Source organism: Rhodanobacter hydrolyticus (assembly GCF_044904645.1).
The window spans coordinates 4,496,245-4,514,120 of the sequence record NZ_JADIKK010000008.1 but is presented as its reverse complement, the minus strand read 5'-3'; the positions used below and the strand labels follow the sequence as shown (position 1 = coordinate 4,514,120).

General features: G+C 62.9%; 17 protein-coding genes. 10 read left to right on the top strand and 7 right to left on the bottom strand.

The window, feature by feature from the left end; translation table 11 throughout:
• Nucleotides 1-5: 5 nt before the first annotated feature.
• From ISP25_RS22725 to ISP25_RS22710, 4 genes are read left to right on the top strand one after another with little or no spacing between them, the layout of a single operon-like run.
• On the top strand, nt 6-1,424 hold the full coding sequence (locus tag ISP25_RS22725; protein ID WP_404611941.1) for a Y-family DNA polymerase: 1,419 nt from the start codon (nt 6-8) through the stop codon (nt 1,422-1,424).
• Nucleotides 1,421-4,675 carry an error-prone DNA polymerase gene (locus ISP25_RS22720; RefSeq protein WP_404611939.1) on the top strand — a complete coding sequence of 1,085 codons (3,255 nt, stop codon included), beginning with the start codon at nt 1,421-1,423 and terminating at the stop codon, nt 4,673-4,675. The genes ISP25_RS22725 and ISP25_RS22720 overlap by 4 nt, the downstream gene beginning before the upstream one ends.
• 2 nt (nt 4,676-4,677) lie before the next feature.
• Nucleotides 4,678-5,310 (top strand): alpha-ketoglutarate-dependent dioxygenase AlkB, encoded by a 633-nt coding sequence (locus ISP25_RS22715; protein WP_404611937.1) that lies wholly within the window; start codon nt 4,678-4,680, stop codon nt 5,308-5,310.
• A gap of 13 nt (nt 5,311-5,323) precedes the next feature.
• Entirely contained in the window at nt 5,324-5,866 is a 543-nt protein-coding gene (locus ISP25_RS22710; protein WP_404611935.1) for a GIY-YIG nuclease family protein, read from the top strand.
• Nucleotides 5,867-6,030: 164 nt separating this feature from the next.
• On the opposite strand, the gene ISP25_RS22705 is transcribed toward ISP25_RS22710, so the two are convergent.
• Nucleotides 6,031-6,429, bottom strand: coding sequence for a DUF302 domain-containing protein (locus ISP25_RS22705; RefSeq protein ID WP_404611933.1), 399 nt, complete (start codon nt 6,427-6,429; stop codon nt 6,031-6,033).
• Between the two features lie 297 nt (nt 6,430-6,726).
• The gene (locus tag ISP25_RS22700) at nt 6,727-7,170 is read right to left on the bottom strand and encodes a hypothetical protein (protein WP_404611931.1); all 444 of its coding nucleotides are present in this window, start codon (nt 7,168-7,170) and stop codon (nt 6,727-6,729) included.
• Between the two features lie 615 nt (nt 7,171-7,785).
• Here ISP25_RS22700 and fosX point away from each other — a divergent pair.
• The 3 genes from fosX to ISP25_RS22685 all read left to right on the top strand — a co-directional run bounded on the left by fosX (nt 7,786) and on the right by ISP25_RS22685 (nt 11,829).
• Nucleotides 7,786-8,205: a FosX/FosE/FosI family fosfomycin resistance hydrolase gene (fosX, locus tag ISP25_RS22695; protein ID WP_404611929.1), complete on the top strand. Its 420-nt coding sequence runs from the start codon at nt 7,786-7,788 to the stop codon at nt 8,203-8,205.
• Between the two features lie 320 nt (nt 8,206-8,525).
• Nucleotides 8,526-11,012, top strand: coding sequence for a M1 family aminopeptidase (locus ISP25_RS22690; RefSeq protein ID WP_404611927.1), 2,487 nt, complete (start codon nt 8,526-8,528; stop codon nt 11,010-11,012).
• Between the two features lie 88 nt (nt 11,013-11,100).
• Nucleotides 11,101-11,829 carry a nuclear transport factor 2 family protein gene (locus tag ISP25_RS22685; protein ID WP_404611925.1) on the top strand — a complete coding sequence of 243 codons (729 nt, stop codon included), beginning with the start codon at nt 11,101-11,103 and terminating at the stop codon, nt 11,827-11,829.
• On the opposite strand, the gene ISP25_RS22680 is transcribed toward ISP25_RS22685, so the two are convergent.
• Nucleotides 11,822-12,595, bottom strand: a complete 774-nt coding sequence (locus tag ISP25_RS22680; RefSeq protein ID WP_404611923.1) for a helix-turn-helix domain-containing protein — start codon at nt 12,593-12,595, stop codon at nt 11,822-11,824. The genes ISP25_RS22685 and ISP25_RS22680 overlap by 8 nt on opposite strands.
• 14 nt (nt 12,596-12,609) lie before the next feature.
• A complete protein-coding gene (locus tag ISP25_RS22675) occupies nt 12,610-13,119 on the bottom strand; it encodes a GNAT family N-acetyltransferase (RefSeq protein ID WP_192157324.1) in 510 nt (169 codons plus the stop codon).
• Nucleotides 13,120-13,151: 32 nt separating this feature from the next.
• Here ISP25_RS22675 and ISP25_RS22670 point away from each other — a divergent pair, with 32 nt between their 5' ends.
• The 3 genes from ISP25_RS22670 (at nt 13,152) to ISP25_RS22660 (ending at nt 15,030) form a co-directional block, all read left to right on the top strand.
• Nucleotides 13,152-13,382, top strand: coding sequence for a hypothetical protein (locus tag ISP25_RS22670; RefSeq protein ID WP_192157326.1), 231 nt, complete (start codon nt 13,152-13,154; stop codon nt 13,380-13,382).
• A gap of 234 nt (nt 13,383-13,616) precedes the next feature.
• Nucleotides 13,617-14,432: an alpha/beta fold hydrolase gene (locus ISP25_RS22665; RefSeq protein ID WP_404611921.1), complete on the top strand. Its 816-nt coding sequence runs from the start codon at nt 13,617-13,619 to the stop codon at nt 14,430-14,432.
• 226 nt (nt 14,433-14,658) lie between these two features.
• On the top strand, nt 14,659-15,030 hold the full coding sequence (locus tag ISP25_RS22660; protein ID WP_404611919.1) for a YciI family protein: 372 nt from the start codon (nt 14,659-14,661) through the stop codon (nt 15,028-15,030).
• A gap of 381 nt (nt 15,031-15,411) precedes the next feature.
• Here ISP25_RS22660 and ISP25_RS22655 read toward each other — a convergent pair whose 3' ends face one another.
• From ISP25_RS22655 to ISP25_RS22645, 3 genes are read right to left on the bottom strand one after another with little or no spacing between them, the layout of a single operon-like run.
• Nucleotides 15,412-15,972 carry a lipocalin family protein gene (locus ISP25_RS22655; protein ID WP_404611917.1) on the bottom strand — a complete coding sequence of 187 codons (561 nt, stop codon included), beginning with the start codon at nt 15,970-15,972 and terminating at the stop codon, nt 15,412-15,414.
• A 44-nt stretch (nt 15,973-16,016) separates the two neighbouring features.
• Nucleotides 16,017-17,096: an SAM-dependent methyltransferase gene (locus ISP25_RS22650; RefSeq protein WP_404611915.1), complete on the bottom strand. Its 1,080-nt coding sequence runs from the start codon at nt 17,094-17,096 to the stop codon at nt 16,017-16,019.
• Entirely contained in the window at nt 17,096-17,875 is a 780-nt protein-coding gene (locus ISP25_RS22645; protein WP_404612082.1) for a DUF1295 domain-containing protein, read from the bottom strand. The genes ISP25_RS22650 and ISP25_RS22645 overlap by 1 nt, the downstream gene beginning before the upstream one ends.
• Nucleotide 17,876: the final 1 nt, after the last annotated feature.

Here is a 17,876-nt window from a genome sequence, read left to right as displayed (position 1 = left end):
CGCGCATGTTGTGGGCCTGCATACTGTTGCCGCAGCTGGCGCTGGACGCTGTCCTTCGCCGTCTGCCTGATCCTTCCGCGCCGCTGGCGCTGATCGGTGGGCCGGCACAGCTGCGTACGCTGCACGCGGTCAATCCGGCCGCGGCCGCGGCCGGCCTGCGCGCGGGCATGCGTCTGACTGCGGCCCACGCCTTGCTGCCTGATGTCGCGATGGTCGACTACGATCCGCAGGCCGAGGCATGCTGGCAACGATTCCTCGCCGCCTGGGCCTATCGCCACAGTTCGCAGGTCAGTGCGCAGTGGCCGGGCTGCATCGTGCTGGAGGTGCGCGCGAGCTTCGGCCTGCTCGGACCCTGGCCGCGGATCGAGGCGCGATTGCGCGAGGAACTCGGCGCGCTGGGTTTCACGCATCGCATCGCCATGGCACCGACGCCACGTGCTGCGCGCGTGCTGGCCGGCCTCCGCGATGGATTGGCGGTTGTCGATCCCGCCGCCCTGCATGACTTGCTGGATCGCGTGCCGGTGCGTCGTGCGCTCTTGCCCGATGACGCGGGCGAGCGGCTTCATCGGATGGGCCTGCGCGAGCTGCGCGCCGTGCGGGCGCTGCCCGCCGATAGTGTGCGCCGCCGATTCGGCCTGCTCCTGCTCCAGCACCTCGATCGGTTGTACGGCAATGCGGATGATCCGCTGGCTTACTACGCGCCACCCGACCGCTTCGACAGCCGGATCGAGCTGGAGTGTGAGGTGGAGAGCCACACCGCGCTGCTGTTCCCGCTGCGCCGGATGATCGGCGACCTGTGCACCTGCCTGTCGATCCGGGACGGTGGCGTGCAGCGCTTCGTACTGCGGTTGGAGCACGAGGGAACGCACACCGACGTGGAGGTCGGCCTGCTGGCCGCCGAACGCGAGCCGGCGATGCTGTTCGAGCTGACCCGCGGTCGGCTGGAGCGGGTGCAGCTCGGCCGCCCCGTGGTGGCGATGCGGCTGCTCGCGCGGGAACTGCCGCCGTTCGTGCCGGCGACACGGGATCTCTTCGAGGTGCGCACGCACCAGGCACTGCCGTGGCCGCAACTGCGCGAGCGCCTGCGTGCCCGCCTTGGCGACACGGCCGTGCACCGTGTGGCACCGACCAGCGACCCGCGCCCGGAGCGCGCCTGGCGACGCGTGGAAGGAGCGGCGGCATGCATCGGCCAGGCGCCGGTCCGCCCGTCGCGGCCGCTATGGCTGCTACCCAAGCCCATTCCGCTGCGCGATGCGCGCCTGCGCATCGTTGCGGGCCCGGAACGCCTGGAAAGCGGCTGGTGGGACGGCGACGAGGCGCGCCGCGACTACTACATCCTGGAGACTTCGCAGGGGCAGCGGGCCTGGGCGTTCGCACCGCCGGGCGAGCAGGGCGGCTGGATGCTGCACGGGTGGTTTGCGTGAGCGGGGACGAGCTGGTGAACGGTGTGGCACCCGATACGCCGGGTGGCCGCCCACCGCGCGCGTGGACGGTGGCGCAGCGGCTGCATCGGACGGCGGCCAACGACGATGTGCAGGCGGACAGCTTCCCGGCCTACGCGGAATTGCACTGCCTGTCGGATTTCTCGTTCCTGCGTGGCGCGGCCAACGCGGAAGAACTGTTTTCGCGCGCAACGCAATGCGGCTACGAGGCGCTGGCGATCACCGACGAGTGTTCGCTGGCCGGCATCGTGCGTGGGCTGGAGGCCGCACGCGCCACCGGACTCACGCTGATTGTCGGCAGCGAGTTCACGCTGGCTTGCGGGCTCCGCTTCGTGCTGCTGGTCGAGACGCTGGCCGGCTACACCCGACTGTGCGAGCTGATCACCCTCGCGCGGCGTGCGGCGCGCAAGGGCGAGTACCAGCTGACGCGCGAGAACGTGGCGAGTGTCCTGGCGGCAAATCCGAAGGACGGGGCCGGCTGCGGGTTATTCGCGCTATGGCTGCCGGCGGCGGAACCTGACGAGGCGCAGGGACGCTGGCTGCAGGAACAGCTGGGCGAGCGCGCTCACCTTGCCGTGGAGCTGCACCGCGAACAGGACGATGCCGCGCGCCTGCGCCAGTTGCTCGGCCTGGCATCGCGGCTGGCCATGACGCCGGTGGCTGCCGGCGACGTGCACATGGACGTGCGACGCCGACGCGTACTGCAGGACACGATGACCGCGATTCGCCACAACACGTCGCTGGCGGACTGCGGCGAGCATCTGTTCCGCAACGGCGAGCGCCATCTGCGCACGCGGCGTGCGCTGTGCAACATCTATCCACACGCCTTGCTCGATGCGGCCGTGAAGCTGGCGCGACGTTGCACCTTCCGCATGGACGAGGTGCGCTATGCCTATCCAGCCGAGCTGGTGCCTGACGGCCACACGCCGACGAGCTGGCTGCGCGCCCTGACCGAAGCGGGCCTGCGCGCGCGCTGGCCGGAAGGCGCGCCGCCCGCGGTCGCGGCACAGATCGAGGACGAACTGGCGCTGATCGCGGAACTCAAGTACGAGGCGTTCTTCCTCACCGTCGAGGACATCGTTCGCTTCGCCCGCTCGCGCGCCATCCTGTGCCAGGGCCGCGGCTCCTCCGCCAATTCGGCGGTGTGCTATGCGTTGGGCATCACGGTGGTCAACCCCGCCGAGAGCCGATTGCTGATGGCGCGCTTCCTGTCGCGCGCGCGCAACGAGCCGCCCGACATCGACGTGGATTTCGAGCACGAACGGCGCGAGGAAGTGTTGCAGTACGTCTATGCGAAGTACGGCCGTGCGCGTGCGGCGCTGGCTGCAACCGTGATTCGCTACCGCGGCAAGAGCGCGGTGCGTGACGTTGCCAGGGCCTTCGGGTTGCCGCCGGACCAGTTGGGACTGCTCGCCGAATGCTATGGCTGGGGCAACGGTGAGACACCGATGGAGCAGCGCCTGCGCGATGCCGGCTTCGATCCGGACAATCCGCTGATTGCGCGCGTGCTGGCGGTGACGGCCCAACTGCGCGGTCATCCGCGGCACCTGTCGCAGCACGTGGGCGGCTTCATCATCAGCGATGCGTCGCTGTCGACCGTGGTGCCGGTGGAGAACGCGGCAATGGCCGAGCGCACCATCATCCAGTGGGACAAGGACGACCTGGAGACGATGCGCCTGCTCAAGGTCGACTGCCTGGCGCTCGGCATGCTGACCTGCATCCGCAAGGCAGTCGAGCTGGTCGAGCGGCATCGCGGCTACCGCATCGACCTGGCACGGCTGCCGCCTGGCGATCCGGCGACTTACGCGCTGATCCAGGCCGCCGACACCATCGGCGTGTTCCAGATCGAATCGCGCGCGCAGATGAGCATGCTGCCGCGCCTGAAGCCAAAGACCTTCTACGACCTGGTGGTCGAGGTCGCCATCGTGCGGCCCGGCCCGATCCAGGGCGGCATGGTGCATCCCTACTTGCGACGCCGGCAAGGCAAGGAGCCGGTGGTATACCCCTCCACGGAGATCGAGGACATCCTCAAGCCCACCCTGGGCGTGCCGCTGTTCCAGGAACAGGTGATGGAGCTGGTGATCCACGCCGGCTACTCGGCGGAAGAGGCCGATGGCCTGCGCCGTTCGATGGCGGCCTGGGGGCACGGTGGCGACATGGAGCCCCATCGCGTGCGTATCCGTCAACTGATGGAGGGCAAGGGCTATTCGTCCGCCTTCATCGATCAGATCTTCGAGCAGATCAAGGGCTTCGGTTCCTATGGTTTCCCGCAGTCGCACGCGGCCTCGTTTGCCAAGCTGGTCTACATCAGCTGCTGGCTGAAGCGGCACGAGCCGGCCGCGTTCGCGTGTGCACTGCTCAACGCGCAACCGATGGGTTTCTACTCGCCCAGCCAGATCGTGCAGGACGCGCGCCGCAGCGCAGGGGCGCGACCTCCCGTGGAGATCCGTCCGGTCGACGTGACCCGCAGCGCCTGGGACAACACGCTGGAAGGCGGCCACGCGCGACAAGGCATGGACGACGATGGGCAGCCCGCGTTGCGGCTGGGCATGCGGCAGGTGGCAGGACTGTCGGAGACGATGGCGCAGGCGATTGTCGCGGCGCGTGCGCAAGGAGCATTCCGCGATGTGCGCGATCTGTGCCAGCGCGCCGGACTGGACGAGAAGGCACGCCGGGTACTGGCGGAGGCGGGTGCGCTGCAGACGCTGGCCGGGCACCGTCATGCAGCACGCTGGGCGGTGGCCGGCATCGAGCAGCGTCGCCCGCTGTTGCCAGGCAGCCCTGACGAGGACGAAGTGATCTTGTCCGCACCGACAACGGGCGAGGATGTGCTGTCGGACTACCGCATCACCGGTCTGACTCTGCAGGCGCATCCGCTTTCGCTGTTGCGCCATCGGCTTCGCCAGCAGCGCGTGCTCGATTCCAATCAGCTACGTGGCTTGCCACACGGCCGCATCGTCCAGGTGGCAGGTATCGTTACCCAGCGGCAGCGCCCGGGCACCGCCAAAGGCACGGTCTTCGTCACGCTGGAAGACGAGCACGGCATGGTCAATATCGTGGTCTGGCCGGACGTGGCACTGCGCCGGCGCAAGACCCTGGTGGGCGCGCGCCTGATGCTCGTGCGCGGGCGCTGGGAGCAGGTGGACGGAGTACGGCATCTCATCGCCTGGGACCTGCACGACCTGAGTCAGCTGCTCGGCGAGCTGCGCACCACTTCGCGTGATTTCCACTGACCATGCGCGCGCTCTCCGCCCTGACGGACGACCTGTTCGCGCCATCCATGCAGCCACTGGTATCGGATGCCGAAGGCGGCATCCGCTATTGGCCACGTTTTGTCGACATGGGCACGGCCACGTTGTGGTTCGAACGCCTACGGGCGAATGCCGAGTGGTCTTCGCTGCAGCGCCCCATGTACGACCGCGTCGTCGACGTGCCGCGACTGCTCGCCGCTTACCCACTCGACGCGCTGCCCGACACGCTGCCTTTGGCCGACATGCTGGCGCGCGTGCAAGCGTTCGTGCCCGCGCCGTACAGCCATGTCGGCATGAACTTCTACCGCGATGGCCGCGACAGCGTGGCGATGCATCACGACAAGTTGCACTCATTGGCGGTCGGCCAACCGATCACGCTGGTGTCGCTGGGGTCGACCCGCCGCATGCTGATCCGTGCCATCGGCGGCCGTCGCGAGACGCTCGCGGTCGACCTCGCGCCAGGCAGCCTGCTGTGCATGAGCCATGCCTCCCAGCTCACCCACGAGCACGGCATCCCGAAGACCCGGCGCGAACAGCCGGCGCGGATCAGCGCGGCCTTCCGCGTAAGGACCGCACCGGTGGCGCACGCCTCCTGGCCCATCTCGCGGGACGCATGAAGCCGGACCGGCGGTGAGCATCTGCTACCTCTACGTGCTGCCCCTGGCCTATGAGGACATCCTCAAGGTCGGGATCTCGCACGATCCGTTCGCGCGGGCGCTCGCGTTCTCACACCGCTACTACGAGTTCTTCGACCTTTCGCGCAGCGTGCTGGTCGAGTTCGATTCCCGCAAGCAGGCACAGGCACGCGAGACGGCGCTGCATCGCCTGCTGCGCGAATGGAACGCGATGCAGCCGATCACGGTGCCACGGGCTGCTGCCGGCAAGAGGGAGTGGTATCGCGGCGCTTACGAGATGGTGCTCGCGCAAGTTGAGACCGACGAGAGAGAAGGGCGTACCGTGCACCGGCCGGCACGGTCGTGGTGGCAGGCGCGGCTGTGCGCTGAACGCGAGAAGCTTTACGAATGGACCATCCAACTGATGCGCGACGAAGCATCTCCATTGTCGCTGCATGAGCGGCGCCAGCGACTGGCCGATGTGCTGGATGCCTATGCACAACTGGGCGTTCCACTGGAGGGCGTACTGCCTCGAGAGTGCCATGAATACGGAAGGTGACCAGGCAAGTCATCGACAGTGAGAGGAAGCGGTCGGTCAAACTGGCTCCGTTGAACGTGAAGCTCAAGACGAAAACGGTCAGCGAATACGGGCGCGCCGTATCCGGCGCAGCACCAGCCCCACTACATGGGCAGCGCGCCGCTCCAAGCTCAGGCGGGTGACTTTTACTGGGCTGCCTGCGCCAACAGCGCTGCTGCGCCTGCGATGTTGGCTGCGAGGGAAGAGGATAGGCCATGCCGCTGGAGCACATAAGCAGCGTCGTTATAGGCGATCCACACCGCATCCTGCTCGTCCTGCCAGACCAGGGCTTTGAGCGGGAGATCCAGGCCGACCGAGGGCGATGCCTGCAATAGGGGAGTGCCGGCCTTGGGGTTGCCGAAGATGAGCATCTCTTCCTGCCGCATCGACAGTCCCGCACGCGTGGCATCGCCGCTGAAGTCGATCCGCGCGAATACGGTGAGGCCATGGGCCTTGAAGATGTCTTCCAGACGTCGGAGCGTGGTAGGCACATCGTGTGCCGAACGGATCTGCGCAATGCCTTGTGCTGTTTGTGTGTTGCCCATGGCTGCATGTCCTGATGGTTGGATAAGGCGGCAGAAAGCGAATGCCCGGCCCCTATGAGATCGGAGGGGTGGCATCCAGACGCCGAGTCGTCGGATGCCATTCATTACCGGTCCCATCAAGCATGGATCGGAAAAGCTAAGCACCTTCCGACGCATGGAGAGAGTGGGCCCGCCAGCCTACTTCAAACAGGTCGCAGCGCAGGCCCCCGCCTGAGCGCGGATCGTACCCACCCTGTCGGAAGGCGCGGTGTCCCATGCAAGTCATGTTGCCTCTGAATGTAATTCAATATACCCGCGTCATATCAAATTATAGACAAATATTTCATTACGTGAAATGCATTCTCCATTATTAACCACGTCAACTCTTATTCTATAAAATTTAATATATCCGTTTATTAATTTCACAAATTCTTCAAAATTGTACATACGACTAGAGAAGACCACTCTCCCGCCGCTTAAGATGTGAATCTTTGATTTTTTTATTGGGTGTACATGAAAAAATCTGCTCACCTTTCCACCGGGCGCCACAATGGTTAAATTCTTAAATGATTTAATGTTTTCCCAGTCAAGCGACTGGAGCGTCTTACCCTTAAATACCTTGGAAATGCCAGTATCATCGATAACAAGATCTGATTCCATAATAAACGCTGAATACCAGACAATGGCCAAAAGGGGAAATAGACCTAAGACGGCAAGGGCGCCCTGACCAAAACCAGCACTCACCGTCACCGCTACCGTCACGCATGTGTATATAAAAAAATCACAATAGCCCCGAGAGATAGGGATGGAAAATTCAAAAATTTAAACACCATATCTTCGATCCTTGTAGTGAATAGAAAGCAATCAACTATTTTTACGTAATATATTGCTGGTAGGTTATACCAACTCTTGAAGATTGTCCATTCGTTAATGATGCGCCTTGATGGCTAAATGTAGCGTTAGCCGAATTTAGATCTAACGCAATCCCAAGGAGATTATTTGACACGGCCGTGGCGCTTAATATCGCATCCGTCACTCGGTCTGCAGTTTCGTCATGCGTTAATTGTCCCAGTAGCCAAGCCAGAACCAAAGCCAACAAAAAGACCTTTCCAGCCTCCGGCCGCATAACGGCTGTCCTCGCCACTCGTAGCGCCAACTCTCGCCCTCAAGAAAGTAGCCTTCCGCTCAATTCTGGAACCCAACCTGTGGCAACTGAGATATTCAAAAATTCTTGTGCTGTTATCACTTGAAAAATCTAGCTTCCACTCTGGTTGTTGAAACTCGTGTAGCCTTGGCCATCGACACTGTTCGCGCCTGATCGTTGGACCTTGTCGGGGGGATGCCGCGGGGTTGCCAGCTTCGACATGGGTAAGATGCATGCATGCCATCAGCCACATCACCTTCATGGCGCGCGACCTGGATCGCATGAAGGCGGTCTTGTGCGAGGTGCTCGGGGCACGCGAAATCTACGACAGCATCGAACGCAATTTTTCTCTTTCGCGCGAGAAGTTCTTCCTGTTGAATGGCTTGTGGATTGCCGTGATGGAAGGCGATTCGCGCGAGCGCAGGTCTTATGAGCATGTTGCCTTCCGCGTTAACCGCGAGGATCTTGCAGCCTGTATTCCGAAGATCGAGGCAATGGGCCTGGACATCCTTCCTCCGCGACCCAGGAAGGATGGGGAAGGGGAGTCGCTTTATTTCTACGACTTCGACAACCATCTTTTTGAACTGCATACGGGGACGCTGGAAGAGCGCCTCGCCTGCTATGGGAAGCTGTCGCCGGCCGAAGAATGTTGAGGAAGACCGGGCGATATCCGGGACGCCATCGCGGTCTGCGCATCGGAGGTCGGCCAGGGCGGGATGCCGAAGCTTACCGCCTCGCTTTCGTACCGCCGTGCATGGGTCATCGGCCCGCGAAAGCGCCATTCGCCGGTGAGCGTCAAATGCGTTCAAGACACCGACGGTTCCGGCAGGCAACTTACGGCGCAATGAACATATCCTTCCTTGCCAACGATGCCATGCCGCTTGCTCCGAGCCCCTCCCGGTTGCGCTGCGACTTCCGAGTACGGGGAACACCTGTGGTGCGCAGTTCATGGTGGCGCACCGGATTCCGGCGCATGGGTCTGCTCCTGGCGCTGCTTTTTACCGGAGTGCTCCACGCCGCGCCGGACGCGGACAGTCCTGCGGCCATGCGTTGGGCACCGAGCCGGAGCTACCACGTCGAGAACTACAAGCTGCGGCTCCACTTCGACCAGGCCAGACGGGAAGTATTCGGTGACGAGATTGTCACCATCCGGCCCTTTGCTGCCGGGTTCGACCGGTTTTGCATCAACAGCGAAGACATGACGATCGAGTCCGTGGCGCTCGTTCGCACCGACGGTGCTGTCGAGGCACTGCCGCACGACACGGACAACAGCTGTCTCTGGATCAGCTTGCAGCGCGCTTACGGTCCGTCGGACTCACTGGGTATCCGCATCGTCTATCACGGCGTTCCCAGCGCCGGACTTTACTTCGTCAATCCTGGCAAGGACGACCCGGGTGTGCCGCCGCAGATCTACACGCAGGGGGAGCCCGAGTTCAACCACCACTGGTTTCCGTGCTGGGACTATCCCAACGACATGGCCACCAGCGAAACGATCACCACCGTACCCGAAGGGCAAGTCGTCGTTTCCAATGGCACCCTGGAGAGCGTGAAGCATGCAGGCGGCCAGGTGACGTACGACTGGGTGGAGCATGTTCCGCATAGCGCATATCTGCTGTCCCTGGCGATCGGTCCATGGAAGCAATTGCATGACAGCTACGACGGCAAGCCGGTGGATTACTTCGTCGATCGGCGCGTCGACGACGCGACGGCGTTACGCACCTTCCATCTCACGCCCGACATGATCGGATTCTTCTCGCGCGCCACGGGCATTGGATATCCCTACGAGAAATACGATCAGGTGACCGTGCACGACTTCATTTTCGGCGGTCAGGAAAATGTCAGCGCCACGACCCTGGTCGACGAGGCGCTGCACGATGCGAGAGCCGAAGCAGACTATCCCAGCACCATCCTTGTCGCGCACGAGCTCGGTCAGCACTGGTTCGGTGATTACGTGCAAGGCCGGGACTGGGCCAATATCTGGCTCAACGAGGGTTTCGCCACGTACCTGACCGCGCTGTATACGCAGTACCACGAGAGCAACGACGCATACCGCTACGAAATCTACGGCGACCAGAAAGCCGCCCTTCATGCCGATGCGACGGAGAACAACCGTCCGATCGTCTATCGCAAATATGTCGATCCGATGGACATGCTCGAGCAGATCACCCACGAGAAAGGCGCTTCCGTGCTGGACATGATGCGCTACGTGCTGGACGGCGAGAGCGCCATGACGATCCCGGCGTCGCAGAACGAAATCATGTTCCACGCGCTCAACGATTACCTTGCCGCGCATCATGCCCAGACTGCCGATACGGCTGATCTCATCAGCAGCATCCGGTCCAGCAGCGGGCAGGACCTCTCTTGGTTCTTCTACGAGTGGGTGTTCAAGGGTGGCCACCCTGCCTATCGCGTCTCGGCGAGCTACGACCCGGCACGTCGGATGGAAATCGTGAAAGTGGCGCAGACACGGGAGGTGAATGCGAACACGCCGATCTTCGATATGCCGATCCATCTCGCCTTCTTCGGCGACAACAACCGGCAGGTCGACAGGCAGGTGCGAGATGATGCCGCGAACCAGGAGTTCGACATTCCGTTGGTCTTCAAGCCCAAGTGGGTCGATTTCGATCCTGACGACGTACTCTTCAAGACGGTCGCATTTCCCAAGCCGGACGAAGAGCTCGGCGTACAGGCGTTGCACGATCCGCACATGATGAGTCGCCTGTGGGCGGTCAAGCAGTTGGGCGAGCATGCCGCGGCAGACAAGGACTGTTGCGTGCAGGCCATCGACAGCGTGTTGAACAACGACACGTTCTACGGGGTCCGCATCGAAGCAGCATCCAGCCTGGGGCAGAGCCATGCCGAACAGGCAAAGCGGGCGTTGTTATCCGCACTGGGACAAGACAATAGCCAGGTGCGCACCGCGGTGGTCGGCGCGATGGGCCATTTCCTCGGCGACCCGGGCGTGCGGCAGGCGTTGCTGAAGGCGATGCGGGACGACCCAAGCTATGCGGTGCAGGCCGCGGCGGCCGAGCAGATCGGCCGCTCCGGCAGTCCCAGGGCGTTTGATGCACTGCGGGCAGTGTTGGCTTCCACCCGGGATATCAACGTGACGATCGGTGCATTGAACGGGCTGGCTGCGATGAAGACGCCGCAGGCCACGCACGTCGTCTTCACCTATGCGAAGCCTGGACCTCCGAAACGCGTCCGCCTAGTCGCTCTGACGCACCTGCAGACGTTGAAGGACTCATTGCCTCCCGACGACAGGCAAGCGGTGACTCAGCTCGTCGGTGATGCCATCGAGGACTCCTTCCTGGAGATACACGAAATCGGCGTACAGCTGGTCGGCACCTTCGGGCTCAGGCAGTTCAGGCCGGAAGTTGAGCGCGATGCCAGGAGGGCCGTGATCATGGACGACCGCGTGGACGCGCAGCACGTGCTTGAGGGCCTGGACAAGAAGTGACCACCGCCAGTGCAAGGCATACCGGCGTCGTCCGGCCTCGATCGTCATCTCAAGTGTTTTCCATTGCCAAGCCAAGGGAGCGTCGCCCGTGACCAAGCTTTCGCTGATGTCCATGCCGCTGCTGATGGCAGCATGCCTGGCCTGTTACGCACAGGATTCGGGCACGATGACCCAGGAAGAGTTGGTGCGCCTGACACAGGAGCGCATGCATGCCGTCGATGCCGGAAACCCCAAGCCGTTCGACGAGCAGTTCGCCGACGATGCGCTGGTCTTCGATGAGCGCGGGCGCAGCATGGACAAGGCGCGCTTGTTGAAGGAGATCACGCCGCTGTCGAAAGGGGATGTCGGAACACTCGATCTGGTGAACCCGGTCAGCCGCACGGTCGGGGACACCATCGTGCTCGGCTACGACCTCAACGAGACGGAAACCATCTTCGGCCAGCTCAACACGGCGCGCTATCACGGGACGGATACGTGGATAAGGCGCAACGGGAAATGGCAGATCATCGCCGAGCAGACGTTTCGCTATTACGCCGATCCGAACCCGGGAGTGCCGGACATGGGCAGGTACCCGCGCTATGTCGGTCAATACCAGCTTGGTCCGGGTGTGACTCTCACGATCTCCCGGGAGGGGTCCAGTCTTTATGCGCAGGAAATCGGCAAGCAGAAACGGCAACTGATCCCCGAAGCGGCGGACATTTTCTTCAGCAAAGGTGTGGAAGGCCGCGAGCTCTTCAAATACGACGGCCAGGGCAAGGTGGTTGCCTATGTCGAGCGTCGCAACAACGAAGACCTTGTCTGGAAAAGACTCAACTGAGGTAGCGACGCCCGGTTGCGAGCCCGCGCCATGTCGTGGGCGAAAGGCCGGTAAGCCGATGGATCCATCGTGTCATGTGTGCCTGGTCGGCGAACCCCGCTTCGGCGGCGATCTCGCCGAGACGATCGTCTGCATGCGTGATGCGAAACCAGGCCGCCTTTGCCTTCAATTCGGCCCGGAACACTTCGGGCGTGGTGCCGTAGGCCTTTGAAAAGCCGCGCGACACCGTTTCGGGTGCCAAACCGTTCCTGCTCGCCCAATGGCCAAGCGACATTGACACGTCGTTCGCCAGGTCTGCAGCAAGCTGGTCCGGCCAGTCGTTGCGCAGTCCGCAGGGGATCGAGAGTCCATGGAGAACGGCATGGGCGAGGCGCTCGCTTGCTTCGGGCACGTCGGTTTCGGCGACGCGCGCCAATTCGTCCAAGTCCTTCAGCCTGTACAACCCGCCGGTTCCGCAGCGATCGATCCACGGCAACCGGATCAGCTTGACGGTGGATGAGACGTGGTGGTTTTCGTGGGCGTCGAGCTGCGGATGCACGAGCACGTCGCCGGCGGTCGCGCGGATGCGGCCGGCATAGCTGGATTCCTCGAAGGTTCCGCTGACGACCACGGTCGCATACGCGTCCAGATGGCGATGACGCGCTCGTCGCAGATTGTCGAGTACCTCGACCCCGTGCTCGACCTGCCGCAGCGGAGCATGCTGCGCCGACGGTCGCTTGCCATCGGTCTGTCCGGCAGGCATCGGCTTCCTCGAGACGAGTTGCATGGCAGGCTCGGCTTTCATGGGTCGCTGATGAAATACCGGCTCGGTTCGCTGTACCCGGGAATGCTCATCTCCGCTTCGAAGCGGAATCCGAGCTTTTCGAGCACGCGGATCGATGCGGCATTCCGTGGCGCGGTAATCGCCACGATGCGCGCCATATCCAACTGCCTTCTCGCATGTTCGAGCACGGCGGCGCAGGATTCGCTGGCATAACCACGGCCATGGTGGCGTTTCAGGAAGGCGTAGCCGATATCCGGATAGTCGAGCGTGTCACGGCGGATCAAGCCGCACATCCCCACCGGTTCTCCGTCTTGCTTCAAGCGCACCATGCAGAGGCCATGCCCGTGACTGGCATACATCGCCATAGGCCCGTCGCGCAGATACGCCTCGGCACCGGCGATGTCACGTACTCCCTTGTCGGCGATGTTCTCGATGAAATCGGGCTCGTTGAGCAGCTCGAGAACGAAGCCAGCGTCGTCGAGGGTGAATCGTTCGATGCGGAGCCGCTCGGTTTCAATGGGGGGCACGGGATAGTTCCGTAGAGTTTCGCGATCGAAGCGTGGCCAGCTCCGGCCGGGATCGTCACATTCGCTTTGCCGATCGAGATGTCGAATCCGATTTTCAGGTCGCCTGCTCCAATTTATTCCCCGCTGAGAGTAAGCCACCAATGCTCAAAGTCACGCATGCTGCAGGGGGCATTCACGGCAAGAAGACGGTATGGAAACTGTTGCTTGTTTCAGCTGCATCGCTGGCCATGGTCGGGAAATCGGGTGGCTGCGAGGGACGATGAAACGGGCAGTAGTGCAGGGCGATCGGGGGCGGATGCCAAGGTGTGCGAATCTCGCTAGTGACTAGTGAGGGAGCGCAGCGGATTCAATGCCCAGGCAAGTCATCGACAGGACGACGCCGTGCCGGAACCCGTGCATCCAAATGTGCCTCGACTCTGCTGACAGAACCTGTCAGTACCGCTTGCTAGCCTCACTCCCATCCAGCCAACCACCTGATGCCACGGTAAGGAGAAGATATGAGCAAGCCGAGTTCGCAGATCGAGACGCGCGATGGTGTTTCCCTGTATTGGCGGGAATGGGGGCAGGGAGCGCCCGTGCTCTTCGTGCACTCCTGGGCGCTGCAGAGCCGGATGTGGGATTACCAGTTCGCGTCGCTCGGCGACAGGATGAGGTGCATCGCTTTCGACCGCAGAGGGCACGGTCGCTCCGATTGCCCTCCCGGCGGATACGATTACGACACGCTTGCAGACGATATGGCGGATGTCATCAGTGCGTTGGATCTCCGGGAACTGACGCTGGTCGGTCACTCGATGGGCGGTTCGGAAATCATTCGCTACCTCACACGCCACGGCAGCAGTCGGGTAAAGCGTATCGTGCTCCTTGCGCCGGTATTGCCGTACCTGACGAAGAGCGCCGACAACCCTGCAGGCGTTCCGGAAGAAAAATTCGAGATGGTCCGGGCCCTTTGGCGGACGGATTTTCCCCGATGGGTCGTCGACAATACGCCAGCTTTTTTCTCGCCCGAGACCTCGGAGCAGATGATGGAATGGGGCGCGAAACTCTTGCTGGAAACGCCGTTGCCCGTGGCGATCGAGTGCAACCGCGCCGTCACGGGCACGGACTTTCGCGCAGAACTTTCCAGGATCGAGGTTCCGACCTTGCTCATTCACGGGACTAAGGATGTATCCATCCCGATTGACCTGGCAGGGCCTCCCACGGCGGCCTTGATCCCACACTGCACGTTCAAGGTCTACGAAGGCGCGCCGCACGGTCTCATGTATACGCATGCAGAGCAGTTGCACGCCGACCTGTGTGCGTTTGTGGGCGTTTGAGAGCCAGAATGACCATCACACAGGAGGCGGAGCGGTCTTTGCGGAAAGTGCACGTCGCTTTATTCGCCGTGATCCGGGCAATGCGAACGGATGGGATTGCCGGGGATGGGCCGAAGCCTGCATGACCCAAGACGGGCAGGCAGAGACCCGCTACAAGTTTTCCGAGCGTTGTCGAATTCCGATCAGCAGCTTCGTCGCCAGGGCACCTCCACTCAAAGGATCTCCCATGAAATACCTCGGCCTGGCCTACTTCACTCCCGAAAAATTCGCCGCAATGGCGTCAGACGACGTCAAGGAACTGGTAAGCCAATGCCCTGCACTGGACGAGAAGATGCGCGCTACCGGCAAGGTGTTGGTTTCCGCGTCGCTGGGCGATCTGGACAACTGGAGGACGCTTCGCCCGCGCAACGGCAAGACGCACGTCAGTGACGGGCCTTACACCGAATCGAAGGAAGTGGTTGGCGGCCTGTTCATCATCGAGGCGGACAGCCACGACGAGGCGCTGCGTATCGCATCCATGCATCCGGCTGCCATGCTGGGCGAAGCAGGCGGTTGGGCCGTCGAGCTTATCCCGATGGATTTCTACCTGGCCCAATGAAGGCTTGAATGCCCGCCTCGCAGGGGCTTTGGTGCCCTTCCTCCCTAAACGCCTTCATGGTTGCGAATCGCCGCAGCGATGTCTGCTTCTGGCCGAAAGAGGGGCCTCGGACAGGGCGATTAGTCCGTGTTATCTGAATAGGGCAGCTTGGACTTCTGGTCTTCGAAGGGAACCCATAGGGGTGGATCGATGGATCAAGGATCCGTGATTTGTGCGCCATGGCTCTGGTCGAGCTAGAGGCTTTCGATCAGGTCGATGATTCCCGACGTCTACCTTGCGCACGAGCATGTGGAACGCGGCAACGGTCTGCTCATGGCTAAAGTTGCAGTGGCTACTATCAGTCGGTGCAAGGACGGTTAATCACTTTCCGTTTGAACCGGGTTATCGCTGGGGCAGGGTGATTTGCCTGCTCTGTCCAGAGTGCAGCGCGCTGTCAGGCGTAGCCACCCATGATTGGGGGATCCTTCGGAGCGCTGATGTGTCGTAGCCCATCGCCGCGACCTGCGTCCGCAGCGATGCCCAGTCCGCCGCCGTCACGGTGGGCGTGCGCGCGAACACCCATGTGTAGTCGCGCGCATCGCGTGCGACGATCATTTCGCTGTAATCGGGCTTGAGCCACGCCACGACATACTGTGCCTTGATCGGCCAGAACACCTGAACTCCCCACACGCTGCTGCCGGTATTGGGCCGCACGTAGGCGGTGGAATGGATCTGTTTCAGCGGCCCGTCGGCGGCGCCTTTGTTGAAGCAGAGCGTGGTAATGACATTGCCGTCGGGCTGCAACGTGTAGGTTTCCACCGCGTTCCACGCATTGCGTTCGAATACAGTGGGTATGGCGGCGATCATGTACCAGGTGCCCATGAAACGCGGAAGGTCCACGTGCGGCACGGGCTGGATCGGCGGCAGCGTGCCCGCGGAGGCGACGCTGGAAAACAAAGCCATTCCTAGTACAAGCGCGCGGAAGGTTCGCACGACGCAGCCAGGCCTCATGGCCGAATGAAGCGGTAATGCGCTACCAGCCATTCCTGGCCGTTGGCATAGCCGAACAATTCGGCGCAGGCCATCCAGAACATGCGCCAGCGCTGGAACCACAACGAAGCGTGTTCGCCGTAGGCCTCGCGCAGCACGGCCATCACCGCCTCGCGCTGGCTATCCTGACGCTGCAGCCAGTGGTTGGCGGTCTTCTCGTAGTGCGTGCCATCCACCGACCAGCGCTGTTCGATGGCGAGCGCCTGCTGGAAATGCAGCAAGGTGTCGCCGGCGGGCATCAGGCCGCCGGTGAAGAAGTGCCGACCCATCCAGTTGTCCGCACCCGCCGTCTCGAACGGATACGCCAGCTCACGGTGCGCGAAGATGTGCACGAACAGTTTGCCGCCGGGCACCAGCCAGCTGGCGATGCGCTGCATCAGCACCTGGTAGTTGCGCATGTGCTCGAACATCTCGATGGAGACGCAGCGGTCGAACTGCTCCTCCGCCATGGCGAGCGTGTTCACGTCCTGGGTCAATACGTGGACGTTGCTCAGGCCGCGCAGCCGGCATTGCATCTCGATGTGGCGACGCTGGCGGTGCGAGTTGGAGACAGCGGTGATGTGCGCGTTGGGATAGCGTGCGGCCATCCACAAGGTGAACGAGCCCCAGCCGCAGCCGAGCTCAAGGATGCGCTGCCCGTCGGCCAGCTCGGCGCGTTCGCCGTACAGTGCCAGCATCGCATCCTCTGCCTCGGCCAGCGTCTCGTTGCCGCGCGGGTAGTAGCAGCACGAGTACTTCAGGCGCGGGCCGAGGCAACGTTCGAAGAACGCCGACGGCAATTCGTAGTGCTGCGCATTGGCCGCCGCCGTTTCGATGGCCAGCGGGCTGCGCTTGAGCATGTCGATCAGCCGCGACTGCCGCTCTGCCTGCGCGGAAAGGCCGCCGGCGCGTTCCTCGCGCAGGCGCCCGGCGCACATGCGACGGATGCCGAGGCGCAGCAGCGCGTCGGGCAACAGACCGCGTTCGGCCAAGCCGAGCACGCCGGCTGCCGCGTGCTCGGCCGACAGTTCCAGGGTGTCCTGGGCAACGGTATGCATCATTCGGTCCTCAGGCCGGTGGAGCGTTTTGGGAACCACGGGAAAAGCATCGGCGTGCTGCGCTGGTAGGCGCGGTAGTCCTCACCGCGGGTACGCAACGCCTGCGCCTCGGTGAACGGGATGCCGCTGATGAAGCGCAGGAAGAGAAACATCAGCACCGGTCCGCTCCACGCAAGCCAGGCCAGCGGCGAGCCGACCGCGAGCGCGACGTAGGCGAACCAGTGCAGCCATTCGAAGAAGTAGTTCGGATGGCGCGAATAGCGCCATAGCCCGCAGCGACAGGTCCGGCCGCGATGTTGCGGCTGGCCGCGAAAGCGCGCGAGCTGGGCATCGGCGACGGCTTCGCCGAGCACGCCGGCGATCCAGATCACTACGCCAGCGATCAGCCATGGGCGACGGACGGCTGCGTTCGTCGCCACCGCCACGAAGGGCAGGGCGAACAGCGGAATCAGCATCGCCTGGAACTGGAAGAACGCGAACAGTATGCGCTGGTCGCCGCGCCAATGCTCGCGCATGGTGCGATAGCGGCCATCCTCCGGTTCGTGGCCCACGCGCCGCCACAGGTGCAGCGCCAATCGCAAGCCCCACAAGCCGCTCAGCAGGCCGAGCAGCAGACGCGGCGCCGTCGCACCGGGACCGAACCAGGCCAGCAGCGCCGCGGCGCCGCATAGGCCGGTGGCCCACAACACGTCGACGACGCCCGTGTTGGTATGCCGCCGCTGCCAGTGCCAGCCCAGCGCCATCATCGGTGCGGCCAGCACCCACACCAGCAGCAGGATC